We start from the raw sequence: 19,700 nt of genomic DNA, 5'->3' as shown, positions 1-19,700 counted from the left end.
AGTTCATAGGTTGCCAAAGCCAACTCTTCTCGTACCTTGGATGTATCTCAACCAAGGATATATTTATGGACCGCCACGCAATCAAGGACATCTCCAAATACATCGAAATCCTCGGTACGACTAGCGCGGTGAAAGCCAACCACTCAACCAGGATCGCCCGCATCGTTTCTCTGGGCTACCACCTGGTGCTGTTCTCGGCATATCGTCGCCACCCTTCTCCGATCCTGGGGAGGTTTCTCAATCGGCGGATTAGGAAGGATTGTGAGCGGCTCCAAGCACTTGGTGAGCGGCTCCAAGTGCTTGATGACACCAACTCTCAAGATCCCGTCCAATTGCATCTCACGGGTTTAAAATGGCTTTGCTTTGACCCTCTGTTTGGGATCCGCATACTTCAAAATCTCATTCTGCTTGTCGGTGAGGACGCTCTGCCGATGGACTGCATCCAATTTATTGAGGTACATCTATCGGATGCCAGTGATCATTTAACCCCAGCAGCCAAGGCGTTGTCCGATCAGTTGCGAGAGTTGCTATATCTGAACCGGCGTAATGCGCTGGGTGCCATCGCGGTTGGGCACAGACTTGCGGCCGAGGACGAGGGTGCGCAAAGGGGCCCAGACCGCTCAAACCAGCCGTTGATGTGAGAGATACGCCATGAAGAGACCTCGTATCGGATACATCATTGACGACGGCCAGGAGCATTCAATACAGCGAAAAGAGAGGCGAGTAGCTGCGTGGGTTTTCGTTTTCATCGCTGCGATCCATATCCTGGCTTCTGCGTTCAACCCCGGCTCTGGCTACGAAAATGAGCGCACCAGCTGTCCTCCCGACAACGCCCGGAGTTGTTTCAAGTCTGGGACTTCCTTCTGATCTATAGAACTGCGAAATCTCCCGCAGTTCAAAGGTTGCCAAAACCAACTCTTCTAATACCTTCGGATGTACATCAACAACTACATCCACACATGTCCCATATCACTATCGTCCCTCAAATCTCCGAAGAGAAGCAGTACCGCCGCGTCATCATCGAGTCGCCTTTTGCAGGCGACGTTCCTCGCAACGAGTCATATGCCAGGGCGGCACTGAAAGATTGCCTGCTGCGCGGTGAGGCACCCTTGGCCAGCCACCTGCTGTACACCCAGCCTGGCGTTATCGACGACAACGTACCCGAAGAACGAGTCCTGGGAATTGACGCAGGCCTGGCATGGGGCTGCTTTGCCGACGCCACCGTCGTGTACACCGACTTGGGCATTTCATCGGGGATGGCCTACGGGATTGAGCGCGCCCAGCGAGAGGGCCGGCCGGTTGAGTACCGCCAGTTGCCAGCGTTCGTTGCTGCAATGAGGGAGGCTGCGTGATGGGCCTTTCCCTCCAAGACTTGCAGAACCTCGCCAACTTGAACCCCTACCGATGGCATCAACTGAGCCAAGACCAGCTCGACCAACGTGTGTCCCGCTCGGGGTTGGTGCTGTCCTGCCGTCCTCTTGCCGTCGATCACCGACGGCCTGCTATTGGCAAGTCCGTTGTTACGAGGGCCGTTCTTCAACGGATTGCTGAGAATGATACTGACCTGGCCGTTGAATTAGATGACATCCGATATGCGCCCAGGCCAGTACTTTTGCAGGATGATTGGGAGAGAGAAGTATTCGAACGCCTTGAACTGTTGGTCGAGCAGATGGTTGCTGCCATGACGCACCGCAGGGGAGCGCTTTCAAAGATCGCCCAGTGTGTCCGGGGTAAGCCGATCCGAACCACCCCCTCCCTTCCCTTCATGTGAAAACCGTCATGAGTAAAACAAACGTCTTCGAACGCAATGTCGCAAGTAGCCTGAGGAAGTCCAAGGGTAAAGCTCGCACGCCCAGGACTCGTGAACCGAGAGATTACTTCCAGCAGCAGGTCGAAGTCTTCCTGGCGAGCCTTACCAAGACAAAGCCTGCGCCTGCGAATTAGTTGACGTAGGCCGGTCTTCCGGTCGACAAATCCGGTCGTCGCCATACCCTGGAAGAGATCCAATAAGGTTCTTTTCTATGCGCCAGCGACACAGCAAAGGGTTTGGTCTTCTCGAGTCGATCATCGCACTGGCGGTGGGGGCCTTTGTCGTTGCGGGTGTCTTCGCTTTCTATCGATCGGTTTCTGGGAGCTTCCAAGCCCACAAAGCTGCCACGCAGGCCTTGGATCTGACTGACTCGATCATGCGGGCCTATGTCTCCGCCCCCAGCTTCGTGGGCATATCCAACGGCCGAGTAGTTGCCGAAGGCCTACTTCCACCTGGCAGCGACACATCAGGGCCGCGGGTTGAGCCGGTCATCACCACGGCTTTTGGAGGGCGGTTGCTCATTGATCCGGCGCGGATCGATGACCAGGAAGGCCGGGGTATGACACTGACCTTCACCGATGTCCCAGCGCGGTCGTGCCGGGGCTTCGTCAGCCGGGCCAGCAGCTATGGCTATGACTCCATATCGGTCAATTCCCAGGACGTGCTGGACCCTTCGGGCAGACTCTTGGAGTCTGTCTTGGCCAGTGAATGTGGTCAGAAGGTCGAGTCGACCGTGGTGCTGACGGTGGCGCGGGATTTTGTCGGTGGTGGACCGCCCTCCCCAGGTGGGCCTGCCCTTCCCGGCGGCCCGCTACCCACACCTGCCTGTCAGGTTCCAACGCCTGCCACCCAAGTCCACACAGAGGCCTGCCCCATGGGCTATGTGGGCACGATCACATCGAGCAGAACTGCTTCGTGTCCTTCTCCTGCCGGTGCCGCCCAGTGGGGGCCCTGGAGTGTGGTCAGAACGTGCTTGCCGGCCTGTGCCAAAGCGGTTCACAGCCCGCAGCGACGCACCAGCGCGTGCCCACCAAGGCAGCTCGGGGCTATCACTGAAGAACGAGAGTCCACGTGTCCTGTCAGCACGGGCTCGCCGACATGGAGCGACTGGATGGAAGTGTCCAACACCTGTGCACCGCTGTGTACTGCGCCTGCCGACGAGCTGGACAACTCCTTGCCCTGCCCCGCGGGTCAGTCGGGCCTGATCGTTCGCCGCCGCACAGCAACATGCCCGGAGCCTGCGGGGCAGTGGCATTGGAACGAATGGGAAGTGATGAGCGACAGCTGCGGCTAAATCGCAGCAGGGACTACCTTCCCAAGGACGGCCGCACCCAGCAGCCCCTGGACGGTTCTCAATCAATCCAAGAACGCTCGAGCGAATTCTTTCGGCAGTACGCCTCGCTATGTGGCTGGTACGTCTTTTTCCGCTCAACCCAGCGTTCTACAACACCCCCGTGGTGCGAACAGGCCCCGCTTCGGCCAATGGAAGAGGAGGCCCAGCCGTCTGCGCAGGTTTTGTAGGACTCTCTGACCGTCTTCGTCTGCGGTGTCATGCATTGCTTGAAGTGAACTTCTGCCGGCACGAACCTGTTGTTCTGAACACCATCCACGATTGCTAGCACGCCTATGAAAAGCATGTAGCCCAGGCCAACCAGCAGAACAGCCCAACGCAGAAATTTATATACCGCATGGCGAGTCGCTTCCTCCATCCAGAACAGCAAGAGCTCCAGAACGTAGTAGCTGGTGAGAGTCGCAAACGCACCCAACCCCATCACCATACCGAAGGCGAACCACGCGATCAGAGGGAGCAGGAGGAACTCCCATCCATGGAAGGCTGTGCCTGTAATGACACCGAGAACTGCGAAGGCAGCAGCTGCGCAGCCCAGCGTCGAGAGCAAGCGAAGAATGGACATCTCTTGCCAGGGCACGCTCTCTGTCTCTTTCATGCCCGCGCCCGAGGATTGATGTTGCCAGTGGCCTTACACCCTTGCCGGTAGCGGGAGCAGCCGTAGAAGGGCCCTGTTCGACCATTCTTCTTCTCGATCCTCCCTTCTTGGCAGATGGGACAAGGGTCGCCAACCTCAACGGGCTGGGTGATCCTCTGGGATCTGGCAGCTGGAAGCTGGCGGACCTGCTCGCCCTCCGCCACTCGCCGGGTGTAGTCGCAGCCGGGGAACCGAGAACAGCCGTAGAACGCCCCATGCCGTCCGGGTCGCAGCTGCAGCACCCCTTGGCCACACTGCGGACAGGGGTCTACCGCCTCCCCGTCCACCGGCTCAATCTCCAGATGCTTTGCTTTGACCAGCTCAACGAGGAACTGGGAAGGCTTGCCCAGGGTGGTGTAGAACCGCACCTGCTTGCGGGCGCGGGTCATGGCCACATAGAACAGCCGGCGTTCTTCTGCGTAGGGGAACGGATCCGGCACGGGCATAGCCAGCTGTAGCGCCGGGTCATCTTGGATCTGGCTGGGGAAGCCTCGCGTACCCTGGACGACGTTGAGCACGAAGACGTACTCGGCCTCCAAGCCCTTGGAACCGTGTGCGGTATAGAAATCCAGCTGGATGGTGTTGGCGAAGCGTGCCTTCCACTGGTCCAGCGCAACTGGCCTGTCATCCCGATAGCGGCCCAGCAGCATCACGGTCATATGCCTGCCCTTGGCGGGGGTGAGCTTGCCAGCCCTCATCGCCCAGTCCATGAGCTCGAGCTGGGCCTGGACGTGCTCGATCATCGCCCCCTCGGTCTGGAAGCCGAAGGCCAGCAGTGGTGTTTTCGTCAGGGGGTTGGTCGTCTTGACCTTCTTCTTGATCTGGGCAGGGTTGGCCTGGATGAACTGGCTGGACACATCGCACAGGTGCTGGGGGCAGCGGAAGGTCGTGTTCAAGCTCAGGCGGGTGGAGTGCTCGAAGGTCTTCTCGAACTCGGTCATCACCGAGATATCCGAGCCGGCAAAGCGGTTGATGCCCTGCCAGTCATCGCCCACCACGCACAAATGCGTTGGCACGCCCGGATTGGCTGCCAGGGCTTTCAGCAGCCGAATTCGGGCCCGGGAGCTGTCCTGGAATTCATCGGCCAGAATGATGGTGTAGGGGCTCTTGTAGCGGCCCGACTCCACATGCTCTGCAGCCAGGATGAGCATGTCTTCGAAGTCAATGAAACCGCCTGCCCGAAGCCGGCGCTCCCATTCCTTGGCGATACGCTCATAGATGGACAGGTACATGCGAAGACGAGCGGCGAAGCCTTCCTCGGACTGCTCGGCCAAGGCTGCATGAAGCTGAGCATGGGTCAGGCTGTTGTTCTTGACGTGCTGCTGGAAGACCCGGAAGGAACGGGCCAACTCTTCTTGTGAGACAGGTGGAAGACCCGGTGCCTCACGATTGGGGTCGAAGTTCAGCACGACCCCGCATCGGGTCAGCTCGGCCTCCAACTGAGCAATCCACCGCCCCGTAGAAAGCGAGTGGGAGGTGGTCTCGATCAGGGCAGTACCCTTGTCCTTGTGGATCTGTCTTTTCCACTCAACGCCAGACAGATAGCCCTTGAACTCCTTGGGCGGCTGCCCCTTGGCGTTGAGCGCGAAATGCTCGTGATACAGCTTGGCCTGGGGGTAGTAAAAGTCAGGGAAGTACTGGCGGTGGTACTCGGTGGCCGTGTCGTGCTCGTACGCCCGCTCGTACTCGTACTCCACTCCGTTGTAGAACAGCCAGTCGCAGATCGTGCGCTCTTCCTTGCTCTTGACGATGTCTCCATTGGCCGTGAGGAAGCCCTGCTTCCCGTCTCCATAGGCCTCAGGCTCTTGGCGCTGCCCCCACTTGCCCACGTCCCGGCCATAGACCATCCGGAACAGATCCCAGTCTTTCTTGAACTGGGGGTCGCCGGCACACAGCTGGTCGATGATTGCGCCGACCTCGCGAACGTCCCCGCCCGGATTGTCAGGGCTGACCCACGGGGCCAAGGACGGCCTCTTTCCCGTGGCCTTGCCGATGACTTCGATGCCGAAGGCGTGGAAGGTGTTCGACCGCACCTTGCTGACATTGGGCACGCCCCGCAGCTGTTCGGTGATGCGCTGGCCCACCTCGTCTGCTGTTGCCCGGTTGAATGCCAAGAGCAGAATTTGCTCAGGGGCTGCCAGCCCCTCTTTGAGGGCGTAGCCGGTCTTTGCCACCATGGTCGACGTCTTACCTGAGCCTGCAGCGGCTACGACCATAACTGCGTCATCCATGCACACACACGCATGGATCTGTTCGTCGGTCAGCGGATTCTTCTCGACCGTGTCGAAGAACTCCTTGAGCACCCTCTTCTTAGCGTCAAGGCAGAGTCGGTTGTGCGCCTCGAAACGGGGACGGAGGGTTTCCTCAGGCGACACCTGACCAACCAAGTGCTTCCAGGACTTGCTCGGATGGATGGGAGCGGGATTGTCGGCCAAAAAGCGGTGTATTGCGCCCTTCGCGAGCCAAGGACCTCCGTGGAGAAAGTGCCCCAGCACTGGTTTGAGCGCTTGCTCGACGATCTGCTGAGGTGGAGCAGGTTGAGCCACAAATGGACCTGCGCTCCTGCCCGTGAAGCTGCGAACCCTTGTCAGCCACTGCTGCAGCGCCTCATGGAAGGCGTCGTCCTCTTGTTTCTCCTTGGCCCTCCGCTGGGCCTCTAACACTGGATCGACGGGCGGCTTCGGCGCAGGACGTGGTGGGGGCACAGCAGGCGGGGGCGTCTTCTTTCCGAAGATCGCCCCGATGAGCCACAGCAGTCCGATAATTACGAGAAATTCCATTACGTCCCCGCCCCACGCATTCCCTGCCCCCAGCGCTACCTCCTCAGAGGGGCTGCGCTTCCCTGTACTGCTTCACGAGGATACCTGCACTGGCCACTGCGTCCCCGGTCAGGTTGGCGCAGACGTAGTTGGCAACCCCCGCGGCTGCCAGGACTCGCGCCTTACTGATCCCATCCACTGACCAGTCGTCTGGCAAGGCCGCAATAGAGCTCATGGCTTGCTGCCCGGTCAGGTACTGGCAGGCAGTCAGCAGCCCCCAGTTCAATCCCACTCGCTGTCGCATCTCCGCGTTGGCTTCCTTCTCGCCCAGGCCCGAAGCCACCAATTCGATCAGCTCCGCGGCGGCGATGACCTTGCCCAGGCGTGTCAACGGCGACTTCTTCGTGGGAAAGGGGTTTCTCATGCTGCTTCGCTGTGCTCGTAGTACGAGTGTCAGCTTAGCCACGACGGGATCAAAGACCAGCATCGGCCAGCAATCGGTCCACCTGATCATTTACCCGTTTGTTGAAAGCAGGATCAGCAGAAACCTCGGCTGAAAGTGTTCGCATTCTGGATCCGTAACCGATATCAGACTTCTGGGCAACCTGACTCATAGCGAGTGCCTGCGAGATGGCATTGAAGAGCACCTCTTCCAACGTTCTAGCCCGCTGCAGTTCAGACGCACTCATTTGGCGAAAAGCCAAATGGCGATCGTATCTAGTGATCCCAACCGCGCGCAACCGCTTGAGGAAGTCATTGTCAACATAGACCTGAAACAGGTCCTGGTGCTTGATCTCAGACTCAAGCTGCTGCGCTTGCTTCTCAAATTCGGAGCTAGATGGATCGATTACCATCTGCAATAGCAGGTTCTGGCAGATTACATCGCAGATGGCTTCCTCAATTGCGGACGAGGTGTATTTTTCAGGGTTCGCGGCTTGGACCTCCTCCCGATCTTTTTGTGCCAGGCTCTCACGCCGGCGACGCCGCCTCCTGGCTTCGTTCTCTTCGTGAATAGCGCGACCCTCGCGGCGCATGTTGCGCCCCTCAGTTTCGATATTGGTTAGCTCGGTTTGCTGATTCATATAGAACAGATGAATAAGCTCTTCCGTATCATCGGTGGTCATCCTTCCACCCCAGAACAATCCGCTCATTTCCTTCCCCCTTTGAGTGTTCTGTCAGTACGAATTCCGGCATGGGCCAGAATAGAATTTATCAAGCCGCCTGCTTGATGACTTCGTAGTACGGATGGCGCTTGTCGTCGAAGATCGCGAACAGCTCCTCGTCGGTTCTGCCCTCAGGTGTCAGCCAAGCCATGGCGTGCTCGGGCTTGATGTTGATGATGGTCCGATCGTGGCCTGCAGCAGCGACTTCCGCCTCCGGTTCATCGGTAATGGCAGCGAACGACCACAGGTCAGGCTCTTCGCCTTTCGGATCTGTCCAGTGCGAGTACAGGCAGGCGATGTACATCGTCTCGCCGGTGCGCGGACGGAACTGGATTTCCTTGGATCCACCACGGCCGTTGTCGACGTTTTCGTAGAAGGTCTCGGCCAGCATCAGGGCATGGGTGGAGCCGAACTGCCGGCGCCAGAATTTGGTCAGGTTGTCCCGCCTGGCGTTGTACTTCCCAGACGCCTTGCCGTCCTTGGTGTAGTCGGTCGACGCTGCCATACCCTGGGGCCGGCACAGATAGCGCATTGGCCGGATGATCGGCTTGCCGTCCTCGACCAGTAGCACCGGGGCATACCAGAACGGAAAGATCCGATCGTCCTGGGCAGGCTTGTGGCTGGTGCGCTTGGCGTCGGCAATCCAGCGCTCCATCTGGGCAATCTTGTTCGTGGCGATCCGCTGCTCGTTGGCCGCGGTCTTCGTGGGCTTGGTGGCAAGCTTGGCTTCGGCCGCTTCCAGGCGGGCTTGCTGCTTGGCCAACTCTGCCTCGCTTTCGGCGAGCTTGCGGCCGTTCCACTCCCCGATCAGGTCCTGGATGTTTCGTTCCAGTTCGGTCTTGGGCCTGAGGAAGTTCAGATCCATGCCTTTGGGAATTTTCGTCCCGTCGGACAGCTTCTGCCGGACCCGATAAGCCTCATCCCGGCCCAAGTACAACTCCCAGAATGCCTTGATGTCGATGTCAGCCCCGAAGGTGGCCACATAGGAATCGTAAAGCGTCCAGGCTTCTGCCGAGTAGCACATGCTCAGGCCTCCTCGAAGTCCACCCCGGCCACGTAGCGGCCGTGCTCGGCCAGCATGGCGTTGATCCGGTGCATGACATGCTGGCAGTGCTCCCCCGCCTGGTCCTCAATGACGTCAGCCTCCCCGGCAAACGTCGCCCAAAAGTCCCCGTGATCAGGGTTGTCCTCGATCATCTGGGGCAGTTGAGCTGCAAGCTCGTCCAGCTGCGCATTGATCGCTTCCAGATCAGGCATTTACATTCTCCACCCAGGCTCTGGGGCTAATATAGCGCCATGGATGAGACGCTGACCGCGGCCCTGCGGGAGTTCCAGTTGGGCACCCGCCACGAGCACTGGTACGGGAAGACCTACCGGGAATTCTGGGCGTGGTTTGGTGAGCAGGAGACAGCCCTGCTGGCCCAGGCGTCGGAGGCCGACATGGAGGCCCTGCGCGAGGAGTTGTTCGAGCTGACGGCCGACTGCGACGACGCGGGCTATGCCATGCCTCCCGAGTACGACGACCGCCCCATCGAGCGCCCTTGACACCCCAGTGCCCCTACTGCCGGCAAGACGCCCGGCTGTTGGGCTGGGAAGAGCCGGGCTATCCGTATCCGGAGAACTGGGGGCCGGCATGGAAGTGCGCCCCCTGCGACGCGTACGTTCGCTGCTACCGGGGAACGACGAAGCCACTTGGCACGTTGGCCGATGCGGAAACGCGACACTGGCGCAGCCTGGCCCATGGGGCCGTCGATCCCTTCTGGCAGGGTGGCCAGATGAGCCGGTCAGCGGTGTATCGCTGGATGGCCCAGGTGCTGGGGGTGGAGGAAGCGCACATCGGCGAGTTGGACCCGGCGGGATGCCAGAGGGTCATTGCGGCGGTGGAACACTCCCCGCCTGGCAGACCCGTTCAGCCAATTACTAAATGACGCTCCCGGGGCCGTGGCGTAGCCTGTGGCCATGCTCTCCACTGAACTTCCCAGCCCGCCGACCCTGATCGGCCCCCTGACGGACTTCTCCCGCCTGCCCCTGCCTGCGCTTCGGCAGCGGGTGGCCTGTGGCTTCCCCTCCCCGGCTGAGGATTTCTTCGTTGAAGAAGACCGGCTGGACCTGAACACCAAGCTGGTGGCCAACCCTGCCGCCACATTCTTGGCCTGGGCCGACACGGGCGGGAGCATGGTCGACTTCGGGATCCAGGACGGGGATTTGCTGGTCATCGACCGCTCCGTCCGAGCCCGCCACGGGCACACGGTCTTGGTGCTGTGGGAAGGCGGCTTCATGGTCAAGAAACTAGATATCCAGGGCGGCCGGATCCGGCTGCTGGCCAGCCGCGGCGTGCCTGCCATTGAGGTGGGCGAAGGCGTGGAGCTGGATGTTTGGGGTGTGGTGCGCTGGTCGCTGACCAAGCACGTCTGACGTTCACCGCCTGCTAGCAGGCACAAGCACACGCTCAAACGCCAACGCCCCCGAAGGGGCGCTGGCGGCTTATCGGCGCTTGTGGGACGTGGGGCTTCCCTGCCCAACCGGTTGGGCGCTGGCCTGAACCGCAAAGCCAGTGTGCCGCATAGGCCAAGGCACAGGGATCAGGCGTCCTTGATCGATCGTGTAGGAGTTGTGCTCGGGAAGTCTCAGGTTCTGAGCAGCCAGCTGCCTACGCTCCCGGCCCCGCCACGGAGAGACGACATGACGAGTGCCGACAACTGGAAACAGCAGCTCAAACCGATGGAGGGCCAGCGCTGGCCCATCCGCTGCAGCATGACGTTGACGGTTCAGGACGTGGCCCGCCTGCGGGAAGGGCTATGGCCCCGGGACATGGACGACCGTTGGGCCGTCCACCTGGATGAGGAAGTGCTGCGAGCCTGGCGCTCCTGGACGGGCATCTGCGTGTACGAAGGCCAAGTGATGCTCGCCGACGACGGCTCGGCAACCGTTGGCGTGCTCGATGTGCTCGACGAGCCTGAGAGCTACCACAGGGCCAGCACGGAAGCCGGCGAGCTCGAGCGCTTCGAGGGAGTGGTGAGCCTGGCAATCAGCCGGCAGGTGGCGTGATGTACGGCCTGATCGACGGCAACAATTTTTACGTGTCCTGCGAACGGGTGTTCGATCCGAAGCTGCGGGGTAAGCCCACGGTTGTGCTGGGCAACGCTGACGGCTGTGCCATTGCCATCTCGCCGGAGGCCAAGGCCCTGGGGGTGAAGATGGGCACACCGATCTTCCAGGTCAGTCGAGAGGTTCGCGCCCAGCTGCAGGTGCGCTCAGCCAACTTCGCCTTGTACGGGGATCTGTCCGGTCGGATTGTGTCCATCCTCCGTGAGATGTTCCCCCGGGTGGAGGTGTACTCCATCGATGAGAACTTCGTTGATGTGGCGGGGATCAAGGATGTTGAAGCGCTGGCCCTGGAAGCTCGAGAGCGAATTTTGCGCTGGGTGGGCATCCCCTGCTGTGTGGGGCTGGGCGCCACGCGCACCTTGGCCAAGGCCGGAAACAAACTGTCCAAGGACCAATCCAAGCGGGCACTCAACGCCGGGAAGCTTGCAGTCTTCCACGCCACCCCGGACAACATAGACGCCCTTGCAGTCGGCGATGTCTGGGGTGTTGGCTCTCGCTACGCCGCCCGCTTAGCCCAGGAAGGCGTTCGCACTGCGGCCGACCTGGCCGCTCTCCCCGAGCATCACATCCGGGCACGCTATGGAGTGGTGCTGGCCCGGACGCATGCGGAGCTGCGAGGCATCCCCTGCGCCGACCTCGAGCTCGAAGAGCCCGACCGCAAGCAAATCGTGGTCTCCCGCACCTTCGGCCGCGATGTTTCCGACCCGCAAGCGATCTTCGACGCACTGGCCACCTTCTCCACCGTGGCCTGTGAGCGCATGCGGGGCCGAGGGCTGGCAGCGGGCGCGATGTGGGTGTGGCTGAGCGGCAACCCCCACAAGGGAGACAGCTTCCACGCCAGTCGAGCCGTGCCGCTTCCCTTCCCCACGCAAGACACAGGCGAAGTCATCCGGGCTGCTGGCTTTCTGGCCCGATCGATGATGAAGCCGGAGCAGGCGTACAAACGAGCCGGCGTTGGCCTGACGGATCTGGTGCGCGCAGATGCCAGGCAGCCCGATCTGTTCTTCGGTCCCGACCTCAAGAGAGAGGCCAACATGGCCGTTATGGACAAGATCAACGCGAAATTCGGCCGAGGGACGTTGGGCGTTGGCACAGCCGGCTGGCGTATCGGTGGCGTGCCTTTTCAAAAAGGGAAGCCAGCAGACCAGTGGAGGCCGACCCTGAAATCGCTGTCGCCCTCATACACGACGAAGTGGAGCGATCTGCTGCGGGTGAGGTAGACCCGGTCGCAGATGGTGGGGTACAAAAGCTGAGCCATTGACGGCGAAAACAGGGGGATTGGATGAGAGTTCAGATCAACACCGCGGCCATTGATGATGTGGTGCCGAACCCGAGATTGCAGCTGATCGCAGCAAATCTGCGGCACGAGCCAGAAAGGTTGGAGCTACTTCCGCTGACGATGAGGCTCCACACCGCTTGGCAACAGGATGCCAAGCAAGTCGTGATGTTCTTCATGCGAGATAATCCGAAGCTGATTCCTGAAGCTGAGGAGCTGCTCGCCCTTGACCATTTGACGGGATGGCGAGATGGGATGTGGGAGGCGGCCGTTGAAGAGGACTCACTGTCCAAGCTGGTGGTCCTTCACTTGGCTAATGTGGAGCCATCCCGACAGCCGGCAGCAGGGCTTATCGAGGCAATCCAGGCAGAGAAATACGAAGTAGCCGCGTACTACATTGCCTACTGGGGACATGTAGCTGGCCCAGGGATTAAGCATTGCTGGACTGACTTGTGCGCCGACCTGTGGAAAGCGGGCGACGGCCGTCCCCATGCCACTGCCCAGTTGATTTGCGCCATGATGAAGCGCAGCGCTGCCATGATCTGGAAACGGGATTTCGAGCGTCTGGCCAAGAAGTTTCCCGCTCAAGGTCGTCCTATCAAAATGGTCCGCGCATACCTGGAAGAACAGGCAGAGATGTTCGAACCGCTACCGACAGTCCTCCAACTCTACGCTAGCGGATCTGACATCGGCTCAAAGGTTCATGAAAACCTTTCCGACGCAGACAAATTGGCATTTGCCGCAAGCTCCTGCTGGCTTGGAATAGAAAAAGCCCGCACGTTGGATGTAAATGACCATGATCAGAAAAAACTAGCTGAGAAGATCATGGGCTATATGCGCGACGTATCCAAGGGTTTGGATCGTGGCCAGTTGGCTCGTAAGATGGCAGAAAAAGAGGGCGCTCCAGGGCCTGAGCAAATCATGAAGGCGCTTGACAACATTGGTGCAGGAGAGACAGCAGAAGAGGTATCTTCTCTTCCACCTGACTTGATGCGTAAGCTGGCTATTTCAGCTGCCAGCCTGGCCATCCTACTCGCTCAATCTCTGGACCTAAGCGACCCCGACAATCGCTCCCAACTGGAAAAGGCATTCGAAGCAGCTCGCGGCGTTTCGGAAGACCTCGACCGCAGCGCCCTCGTCGATGCTGTCATTGAAGATTTGCAGGAGAGCCTTCCACGAGATGTGGTCATGAACCTATTCACGAAAATGGGTATTGGGAAAGCAGATTGAAGGATTGGCCGGAGGTAGTGCCTCCGGCCTTTCTCGTTCAGTTGCGCTCCTTGAGCGGCGGGAGGCTTAGGAGGTCGACTTAGAGTTTTGGCACGGTGTTGACGCCCGCGCAAGCTGTCTGACCTCGTAGCATGTCCCGGTAGTCGGGCAACGTCGCACTGAGCGACATCAATGATCGACGGGGTGGTTGTTCGTGCGACACACGAAAATGAAGGGTGAAGAACTCTGTTGGCCGTGTCCAGTGATCGAACCCCAGTTCGCCAGTATCTTCAGCAGGGCTCACTATCCATCGATTGAGCAATGGCTCGATGAGCTCATCAAGCTCTCTGCGAGTGGCGGCGTGATAAAGACTAATTCCACCCACCCGCGCCCGTTGTTGTGTATCGCCGGCACCCGGCATGTCGCGAAAGGAGACGTTGAACTGCGTCCCATCAACGGAGATGTAATACAGCCCGTTGGACTTAGTCAGATCCGCCGTGCAGTTCCGCTCCCACTTGTTGTACTCATGTTCCACGGATCGCCCAGGCAAGGCGATAACATCGGCCAACGACATACCAAGACACACGTCGCCCATGCAAAAGGAGCTTGCCAGGGCCTTGTTGGCGAAGTCTGCCAGCTGCTCGCGCCGCTCCTGCGACTGGGCGGATGCGGACGTTGAGACGATCAGTGAAGCAGTGAGCACTACCGAACTGAGTACGCGCTGCACAAAGGAAATTCGGCTACTCATCCTTATCCTCCGAGGCCTCGTCGTTGTCGGCGCCTTCGCCTAGCGAAGCGCTCATTTCAAACAGGGCACGCAAGATATCTTCTTCCTCCATCGGCCAAGTCCAGCCGTAAGCCTGTGCGACCGCCACATCGAGCGTGTGGTGGAGCGATGCCAGCCACGCCGGCATCTCGTTGTACAGGCTGGTCATCGTGCGACCCGCCAGGTCCCTCTCGTGGCCCGGCTTGGCGATGATATAGGGAGGGAAGTCAGGAACGACTTCGTCGTGAAACTCAGCCCATTCCGGGGGATTGAGCCAGCGATCTCTTGCCTGGACTAGCGCCTTGGCGGCCGTGGCGATGTTCTCTGCGAATGGGCTGCGCTGAATTTCCTCGGAGGAAAGATCTGGAGTCATTCCCTCAGGAAATGGGAAGGTCTCAAACGAGGACGTGTGGGTGTAGCGAGGTCGGTTCTCCAACGCGCTACCTTGACGCAGGCCCCATACCTTATGGATGGAGGACTGGAGGATGCCGAAGGTGGCATCGTCGTCCTTGGCGACTACCACCAGTGCACTATCGGGCAGGACCGCCGGATGGACCCAGGAGCAAACATAGTGCTTCGAGTGGCGAGGGATGGCGATATACCGGGAAAGACCTTCAAGAGCGGAGACCATTTTTGGTCTGGGCCGGGACATCAGCCACCAACTCTCCCGATCATTCTTCTCCTTCATATGAGCCCGATGGAGGCGCACGTTCTCGATTGCTTTGAAGGGCCCATCGAACATCGAAGCTTCGGCTTGGGTACGGGTGCCGAAATTGATGGTGAACCTGTCGTATGGCCGGTCGGTGATGTCATCGGCAATCATGTAGGGCCGAATGACTGCTGACATGGGCTCCCCACCAGGTGTACTGGGCTGGACGAGCATCTGGCGGGCCACCGGCCCTTCCAGATTGAAACTAGCCGGCGGCAGATCAAGCCCGAGCTTGACCCGCTGCGTTCGTTTCAGTTCAGCCCTTGGGATGACACCTTGGAATGACACGCCTCGGTTGGCTGGCAGTCTTGGTGCCTTGGCAATATCGTGGTGAACCAGCTCAGTGAGGCTGGAGGTGATCTCGGGTACCGGCCTGCCGTCGAGAACTGCGTCAGGAGTTGGAGCTTGGGCGAAAGCGATCAGGGAGACATCAACTGCCGTTCCGTTGTCCCACCACTCCAAGCTGCTCCAGGCGGCCGTGATTTCCATATCGGATTTGATGCGACCCAGCACGAGGCGGTTCTTGCCGTGGCGGATGCTGTTGGTGGCCACGAGGCCGGCCCTGGTAGTCCGGCCATCGACAATGGCTTGCCTTGCCTTCTCGAACCAGAAGCAAACGAAGTCGGCGCCGGAAGACACTCGCCCCGCGTACATTGCCCGCACCTGATCGGTGTATTCCTCCCCCAACTCACTGCGCATCCTATGCCCGCCGATAAAAGGAGGGTTGCCCAGGATCGCGTCAGCCTCAGGCCACTCGGTCTCAGTGTCGTCGTCGTTGATCAATGCATCCCGACACTGGATCTGGTCCAGAGGATGGAGGATGGGGTTCTTCCTGGCTCCGTAGCCGTTTTGCACCATCCATTGAAGCTCGCCAATCCACACAGTGATACGCGCGAGCTCAGCGGCATACTCATTCAACTCAATGCCCATGACCTGGGCTGGGCCAACGCCGAGGATCTGGCGCTCCAACCCCAACTCGGAGCCTTCAATCATCACACGGTGCTCGAGGTCCTTGAGCGCCCGCAGAGACATGAACAAGAAGTTGCCAGAACCGCAGGCCGGATCCAGGACAGTGAAAGCGCGCAGACGATCGAGGAAATCTGAGAAGCGCTGCTTGGCCTGATTGTGTGCAAGCGTTCGTGAGGCCTTTTCGGCCTTGCTCAACCCCTGCAGGGATCCATGGAGATTGGCCTTCTCCATCAGCTCAGCAATGGCCAGCTTCTCTTCGCCCCATTGGGCCAGCAATGGTTCAATCACCACGGGCCGGACAAGCCGCATGATTGTTTCAGGGTCTGTGTAATGCGCACCAAGCTGCGAGCGCTTCTCCGGATCCAGTCCGCGCTCAAAGAGAGTGCCGAAGATGGACGGGTCGATCTGGTCCCAGGACAGATGGCAGGCAGCCAGCAGCGTTCGCAGCTCTTCCCGGTTCAGCGGTAGGGTGGAGTCGTCGTTGAACAGCCCACCGTTGAACCACTCGACCTTTACAAAGCCCGCCTGACCACCCTTGCGCATGGCCTCGAACAACTGTGCGGCATTGGTCTGGAACGCTTCCGGATCATTCTGGGAGGCGGCCACCATCCGGGTGAACAACTGGTCTGGAAGCAAGCCGATGTCTTCGGCGAACATGCAAAAGACCAAGCGGTTGAGGAAGTGGGCCACTTCCAGAGCAGCGTGCCCTCGATTGCGTAGATCCCAGGCCAAATCCGCGAACTTCTGAGCGGCTTCCTTAGTGATATCCGAGCGCTTCGTCCCGGGACGCAGCTCCTCGGGGTTGTGGAACATCGCCCGGACCTTGCGGAAGATCTGGGGCTGTACCAAGTCCTCAATGGTGAAGCGGTGGACTTCTTTGACCGTGTTGGTGAAGTTGGTGTGGATTTCGAAGGCATGAAGGTCCGAAACCACCAGCAGTGGCGGGTTCTGCAGGTCATCGGAGTACATCTTCAACTGGACATAGGCGTCTTGGAGGCTGCGCCCCGTGCCCTTCGCTTCCCAGCCGAAATAACCCTTCTTCCAGGCATCGGCAAACCCTTTGCCCCCGACAGTTTTCTCCGCCCCATACTCGAAGGCGAACCAAGTGCGTGTGGGGTCGGCTTCCCTGGGCGTCTGATGCCGCACCAGATGGCACAAATCGTTGAAGAACGACTGTGCTTCGGCTCGCTCCTTGCCACCACCTCGCCACTTGTCGATGAATTCGTTAGGCGTCATTTTCCTTCTTCCCCCTGACCTGCTCCATCAGTGCCATTCTCCTGTACCAGGCCTGTGCCGTCTGCTCCACTCGCTCCATCGTTGAGCTGAGCACTTCCAGCCACTGCCCCTGGCCCTCCAGATCACTCCACTGGCAAGCCAGTGCCTCCTCAACGGTGAGCCAGTCGATGTCCCCTGCCATCAGCGCTTCCGCGGAGACGCCCAGGGCATGCCCGACCAGCCCATCGCCGTTCAGCACCCATGGATGAGGCTGGGTCAGCGATGCTAGCCCCTCGAAGTTCAGGATGTGGCGATCGCCACTGTCGGACAGGGCGCGGCGTAGAGCCTGTGCCTGCTGCTCTAGCTGGGCCAGCTGGCGGCGCAATTCGTTCCGGTGAGCCTGCTCCCGCAACTCCTGCTTGGCTTGGGGACTGTCGTATTGCGTCCTAGCCTCGTCCCATGCCACCAGATCCCGCCAGGGAAAATGGATGTGCTGGTTCGCTGCCCTCGAAGTCGCCTCGTTCTTGATGAAGGGAGGCCCCTCCCCTGCGCTCATCAGCTTGGCCAGGGTCGTAAGCGACATCCCCAGGTACCGGGCGGCAGCTGAGCGGGAAACCTTGGACACCAGTCCGGCTTGTGCGTCGGCAATCTCCGTGTCCAACCGGGCCTGCTTGTGAGCGGCCCGGTCAGTGAAGTCCTCGACGCTGCGGACGACTTCAATACTCGTCATTCTTCCTCGTCCTGATTTTTCAGCGAGCGCCAGGACAGCTGGATGGGCGGGTCGTTGGCTTCGTCCAGCATCGGCTTGTCAGCGCCCTTGAGGTAGTTCCACACCCGAGGAGACGTCCGGATCATGGCCTCCTCCACCTGTGCCATGGCCCCGCGCACATCGTCCCATTCCTGGTCGGAGTAGTACTTGGCCGTGGTGGAGGACATCTTGTCCTCCCCATCGGTGCCATGGCTATTGAAGTGCTTGAGCAACTCGGAAACCATCCGCCCGGACAGGTGCTTTGAGGCGAAGCGGCCCAGGGTGCGGCGGAAGTCGTGTAACGTCAGGCCCTGGTCGATGTCCCGGGCCAGGTCCAGCCGCCCGGTATCCACGCGCAGGTACTGGAGCAGAGACTTGCTGTCCTTGTAGTGCCCTTCCTTGGCCTTGATCGAGCGAGCGGGAAAGACCCAGCCGACGTTCTTGCGCTGGAACTCGATCCTCCGGATGGCCTTCCGGTAGATCGCAAGCTTCATCTCGTCGTACGTGCGAGCCTCGGCAGCGGCAAGCTCTGCCTTGGCCTTAGCCAGCCGCTGAGGGTAGTTTTCGACGGTGTCCAGGCGGTCATCCCAGCGCATGCGCAGGATCCGTTCTGCGAAGTACGCAATGGGGATGTGCTGGACGGTGCCGGTTTTCGTGTCGTGGAGAAACGCCTGGGACCCGGTCTGGCGGGTGGTGGGGTTTCGCTCCTGAGGGTTGGGGGCAAGCCACACCCATGACCGCGTCTCCTGGAGCAGCTCTCCGGGCGTACAGTCTTCGTACCAGCGCAGGATCGTGCCCTCGTTGCGACGCAGGGCCCACAGCAGCACGATGAACAGGTAGTCCACGCCGACCTTTTGATGGGCGTCCAGGTAGTGCTGACGCCGGCCGATGAGCGCCTTCATCGCCAGCTGCAGCGACTGATCGCCCTCGGCCTCACCCAAGGGATTGCGCACCTGAGCCTTGCGGTAATGAGCCCGCAGCTTGGTGTGGTCGCGGAAGTAGCCCCGCTTGAACAGAATTTTGGTCGGGTTGATGGACAACTCGGGGGCACGCTTCTGGAGAACTGCCTGCTGGGCTTCCTCCTCGATGACCAGATCGATTGCCCGCTTGATGTCTCCGAACGTGTGCTCGGTGGCCGCAAGACCTGACGACAGCGCCTTCTGGATGTACCGGCCCTTGAAGCCCGCGGCTTCCATTGCCCCGGCATCGTGCCTCCACCACTCTCCCATCCCCCGCAGCGTCTTCTTCTGCTCGGTGGTCAGTTGGTTGGACAGCTCCATGCAGCTAGTCCGGCAAGCGTTCCATGCCTGGATGATCCGGGGCGTGGTCTTTGCCCCCTCCACTCCACCAGCCTCATCAATGAGCAGGTCCCGGACTTGGACGTTGGCCAGGCCCACCTCAGGCCGCTGGATGCGGGCCAGGCTCAACCGCACAGCCGTAACGCTGACGGGCTTGCGGTCGCCGTTGACCACCCGTTGGCTCAGATAGTCGATGTAGCGAGCCAGGCACTCCTCCACCGTAATCGACCGAACTTCCAAGGCATGGGCATGGGTTTTTTCCGCCCGCTTGGGGCTGTCCCCTCCACCCCGGATGGCTTGGCGAGTATCCACAGCCCGCCGGAAGGCTTCCTCAATGGTCAGCTCCATGACACTGCCCAGCGCCTCGCGCTTGGTGCTCGTGCCAGTGCCGACCTGGACCTCATAGGTGGTCTTGGTCTTGCCGACGTACACGCCAAAGCCGGAGACGTTGCTGCCACCCATGGACAAGAGGAAGCGGTAAGGCTTGCCCTTGGTGTTGGGTACCAACCTGGTCTTGCCGGTCGGATCGATGTCGGGACGCTCGGCCAGCGTCAGGCGGCGCAACTGCGCCTGGGTCAGGTGGTAGCGTTGACCGCGTTTGCTCATGCCACCCCCCTGCTCCGCACCCGCATAATGAACACGCTTTTTTACAGCCATGGGAGTCTGCCTCCAAATGGGAAGTTTG

At 60.1% G+C, this 19,700-nt stretch carries 18 protein-coding genes; 8 read left to right on the top strand and 10 right to left on the bottom strand.

The genetic code is table 11. The features are described 5' to 3' along the window. The first annotated feature begins 65 nt into the window (after positions 1-65). The 3 genes from JGR68_RS05040 (at position 66) to JGR68_RS05030 (ending at position 1,771) form a co-directional block, all read left to right on the top strand. The gene (locus tag JGR68_RS05040) at positions 66-641 is read left to right on the top strand and encodes a hypothetical protein (protein WP_199361351.1); all 576 of its coding nucleotides are present in this window, start codon (positions 66-68) and stop codon (positions 639-641) included. Positions 642-959: 318 nt separating this feature from the next. Continuing rightward, a complete protein-coding gene (locus tag JGR68_RS05035) occupies positions 960-1,352 on the top strand; it encodes a hypothetical protein (protein ID WP_199361348.1) in 393 nt (130 codons plus the stop codon). Beyond that, positions 1,352-1,771, top strand: coding sequence for a hypothetical protein (locus JGR68_RS05030; RefSeq protein ID WP_199361346.1), 420 nt, complete (start codon positions 1,352-1,354; stop codon positions 1,769-1,771). The genes JGR68_RS05035 and JGR68_RS05030 overlap by 1 nt, the downstream gene beginning before the upstream one ends. A 1,391-nt stretch (positions 1,772-3,162) precedes the next feature. Here JGR68_RS05030 and JGR68_RS05020 read toward each other — a convergent pair. The 6 genes from JGR68_RS05020 to JGR68_RS04995 form a co-directional block, all read right to left on the bottom strand. Further along, on the bottom strand, positions 3,163-3,756 hold the full coding sequence (locus JGR68_RS05020; protein ID WP_199361344.1) for a hypothetical protein: 594 nt from the start codon (positions 3,754-3,756) through the stop codon (positions 3,163-3,165). Next, positions 3,753-6,575, bottom strand: coding sequence for a UvrD-helicase domain-containing protein (locus tag JGR68_RS05015; RefSeq protein WP_199361342.1), 2,823 nt, complete (start codon positions 6,573-6,575; stop codon positions 3,753-3,755). The genes JGR68_RS05020 and JGR68_RS05015 overlap by 4 nt, the downstream gene beginning before the upstream one ends. Before the next feature lie 43 nt (positions 6,576-6,618). Next, positions 6,619-6,945 (bottom strand): hypothetical protein, encoded by a 327-nt coding sequence (locus JGR68_RS05010; RefSeq protein ID WP_200672732.1) that lies wholly within the window; start codon positions 6,943-6,945, stop codon positions 6,619-6,621. 82 nt (positions 6,946-7,027) lie between these two features. After that, positions 7,028-7,678 (bottom strand): hypothetical protein, encoded by a 651-nt coding sequence (locus JGR68_RS05005; protein ID WP_199361338.1) that lies wholly within the window; start codon positions 7,676-7,678, stop codon positions 7,028-7,030. Positions 7,679-7,766: 88 nt separating this feature from the next. Then, positions 7,767-8,741, bottom strand: a complete 975-nt coding sequence (locus JGR68_RS05000) for an SOS response-associated peptidase family protein (protein WP_199361335.1) — start codon at positions 8,739-8,741, stop codon at positions 7,767-7,769. 2 nt (positions 8,742-8,743) lie between these two features. Next, positions 8,744-8,974 carry a hypothetical protein gene (locus JGR68_RS04995; protein ID WP_199361333.1) on the bottom strand — a complete coding sequence of 77 codons (231 nt, stop codon included), beginning with the start codon at positions 8,972-8,974 and terminating at the stop codon, positions 8,744-8,746. Between the two features lie 39 nt (positions 8,975-9,013). Here JGR68_RS04995 and JGR68_RS04990 point away from each other — a divergent pair, with 39 nt between their 5' ends. The 5 genes from JGR68_RS04990 (at position 9,014) to JGR68_RS04965 (ending at position 13,331) form a co-directional block, all read left to right on the top strand. After that, positions 9,014-9,262, top strand: a complete 249-nt coding sequence (locus tag JGR68_RS04990; RefSeq protein WP_199361331.1) for a hypothetical protein — start codon at positions 9,014-9,016, stop codon at positions 9,260-9,262. Between the two features lie 414 nt (positions 9,263-9,676). After that, positions 9,677-10,132 (top strand): translesion error-prone DNA polymerase V autoproteolytic subunit, encoded by a 456-nt coding sequence (gene umuD / locus JGR68_RS04980; RefSeq protein ID WP_199361326.1) that lies wholly within the window; start codon positions 9,677-9,679, stop codon positions 10,130-10,132. A 267-nt stretch (positions 10,133-10,399) separates the two neighbouring features. Beyond that, a complete protein-coding gene (locus JGR68_RS04975) occupies positions 10,400-10,765 on the top strand; it encodes a hypothetical protein (protein ID WP_199361324.1) in 366 nt (121 codons plus the stop codon). Next, the gene (locus tag JGR68_RS04970) at positions 10,765-12,045 is read left to right on the top strand and encodes a Y-family DNA polymerase (RefSeq protein ID WP_199361323.1); all 1,281 of its coding nucleotides are present in this window, start codon (positions 10,765-10,767) and stop codon (positions 12,043-12,045) included. The genes JGR68_RS04975 and JGR68_RS04970 overlap by 1 nt, the downstream gene beginning before the upstream one ends. A gap of 62 nt (positions 12,046-12,107) precedes the next feature. Then, a complete protein-coding gene (locus JGR68_RS04965) occupies positions 12,108-13,331 on the top strand; it encodes a hypothetical protein (protein WP_199361320.1) in 1,224 nt (407 codons plus the stop codon). A 79-nt stretch (positions 13,332-13,410) separates the two neighbouring features. Here the strand turns inward: JGR68_RS04965 and JGR68_RS04960 are convergent, their stop codons facing one another. Genes JGR68_RS04960 through JGR68_RS04945 form a run of 4 tightly spaced genes read right to left on the bottom strand, consistent with a single transcriptional unit; the run spans position 13,411 to position 19,621 of the window. Next, the gene (locus tag JGR68_RS04960) at positions 13,411-14,058 is read right to left on the bottom strand and encodes a hypothetical protein (RefSeq protein ID WP_199361318.1); all 648 of its coding nucleotides are present in this window, start codon (positions 14,056-14,058) and stop codon (positions 13,411-13,413) included. Next, positions 14,051-16,990, bottom strand: a complete 2,940-nt coding sequence (locus JGR68_RS04955) for a class I SAM-dependent DNA methyltransferase (RefSeq protein WP_199361315.1) — start codon at positions 16,988-16,990, stop codon at positions 14,051-14,053. The genes JGR68_RS04960 and JGR68_RS04955 overlap by 8 nt, the downstream gene beginning before the upstream one ends. Continuing rightward, on the bottom strand, positions 16,980-17,699 hold the full coding sequence (locus JGR68_RS04950) for a hypothetical protein (protein WP_199361313.1): 720 nt from the start codon (positions 17,697-17,699) through the stop codon (positions 16,980-16,982). The genes JGR68_RS04955 and JGR68_RS04950 overlap by 11 nt, the downstream gene beginning before the upstream one ends. Next, the gene (locus tag JGR68_RS04945) at positions 17,696-19,621 is read right to left on the bottom strand and encodes an integrase (RefSeq protein ID WP_199361310.1); all 1,926 of its coding nucleotides are present in this window, start codon (positions 19,619-19,621) and stop codon (positions 17,696-17,698) included. Before JGR68_RS04945 ends, JGR68_RS04950 begins: the two co-directional genes overlap by 4 nt. Positions 19,622-19,700 lie beyond the last annotated feature (79 nt).

It is taken from the genome of Luteimonas sp. MC1750 (genome assembly GCF_016615955.1).
GTDB lineage: Bacteria > Pseudomonadota > Gammaproteobacteria > Xanthomonadales > Xanthomonadaceae > Luteimonas.
Note: the sequence above shows the minus strand (reverse complement) of the source record. Positions and strands in the feature narration are given on the sequence as shown.

What these genes read in the sequence shown, in the direction of transcription:
- JGR68_RS04945 (WP_199361310.1), bottom strand. Translation starts at nt 19,621, where the DNA reads ATGAGCAAACGCGGTCAACGCTACCACCTGACCCAGGCGCAGTTGCGC.
- JGR68_RS04995 (WP_199361333.1), bottom strand. Translation starts at nt 8,974, where the DNA reads ATGCCTGATCTGGAAGCGATCAATGCGCAGCTGGACGAGCTTGCAGCT.
- JGR68_RS04950 (WP_199361313.1), bottom strand. Translation starts at nt 17,699, where the DNA reads ATGACGAGTATTGAAGTCGTCCGCAGCGTCGAGGACTTCACTGACCGG.
- JGR68_RS05035 (WP_199361348.1), top strand. Translation starts at nt 960, where the DNA reads ATGTCCCATATCACTATCGTCCCTCAAATCTCCGAAGAGAAGCAGTAC.
- JGR68_RS04970 (WP_199361323.1), top strand. Translation starts at nt 10,765, where the DNA reads ATGTACGGCCTGATCGACGGCAACAATTTTTACGTGTCCTGCGAACGG.
- JGR68_RS05030 (WP_199361346.1), top strand. Translation starts at nt 1,352, where the DNA reads ATGGGCCTTTCCCTCCAAGACTTGCAGAACCTCGCCAACTTGAACCCC.
- JGR68_RS05005 (WP_199361338.1), bottom strand. Translation starts at nt 7,678, where the DNA reads ATGACCACCGATGATACGGAAGAGCTTATTCATCTGTTCTATATGAAT.
- JGR68_RS04965 (WP_199361320.1), top strand. Translation starts at nt 12,108, where the DNA reads ATGAGAGTTCAGATCAACACCGCGGCCATTGATGATGTGGTGCCGAAC.
- JGR68_RS05020 (WP_199361344.1), bottom strand. Translation starts at nt 3,756, where the DNA reads ATGAAAGAGACAGAGAGCGTGCCCTGGCAAGAGATGTCCATTCTTCGC.
- JGR68_RS04990 (WP_199361331.1), top strand. Translation starts at nt 9,014, where the DNA reads ATGGATGAGACGCTGACCGCGGCCCTGCGGGAGTTCCAGTTGGGCACC.
- JGR68_RS04955 (WP_199361315.1), bottom strand. Translation starts at nt 16,990, where the DNA reads ATGACGCCTAACGAATTCATCGACAAGTGGCGAGGTGGTGGCAAGGAG.
- JGR68_RS04975 (WP_199361324.1), top strand. Translation starts at nt 10,400, where the DNA reads ATGACGAGTGCCGACAACTGGAAACAGCAGCTCAAACCGATGGAGGGC.
- JGR68_RS05000 (WP_199361335.1), bottom strand. Translation starts at nt 8,741, where the DNA reads ATGTGCTACTCGGCAGAAGCCTGGACGCTTTACGATTCCTATGTGGCC.
- JGR68_RS05040 (WP_199361351.1), top strand. Translation starts at nt 66, where the DNA reads ATGGACCGCCACGCAATCAAGGACATCTCCAAATACATCGAAATCCTC.
- JGR68_RS05015 (WP_199361342.1), bottom strand. Translation starts at nt 6,575, where the DNA reads ATGGAATTTCTCGTAATTATCGGACTGCTGTGGCTCATCGGGGCGATC.
- JGR68_RS04960 (WP_199361318.1), bottom strand. Translation starts at nt 14,058, where the DNA reads ATGAGTAGCCGAATTTCCTTTGTGCAGCGCGTACTCAGTTCGGTAGTG.
- umuD (WP_199361326.1), top strand. Translation starts at nt 9,677, where the DNA reads ATGCTCTCCACTGAACTTCCCAGCCCGCCGACCCTGATCGGCCCCCTG.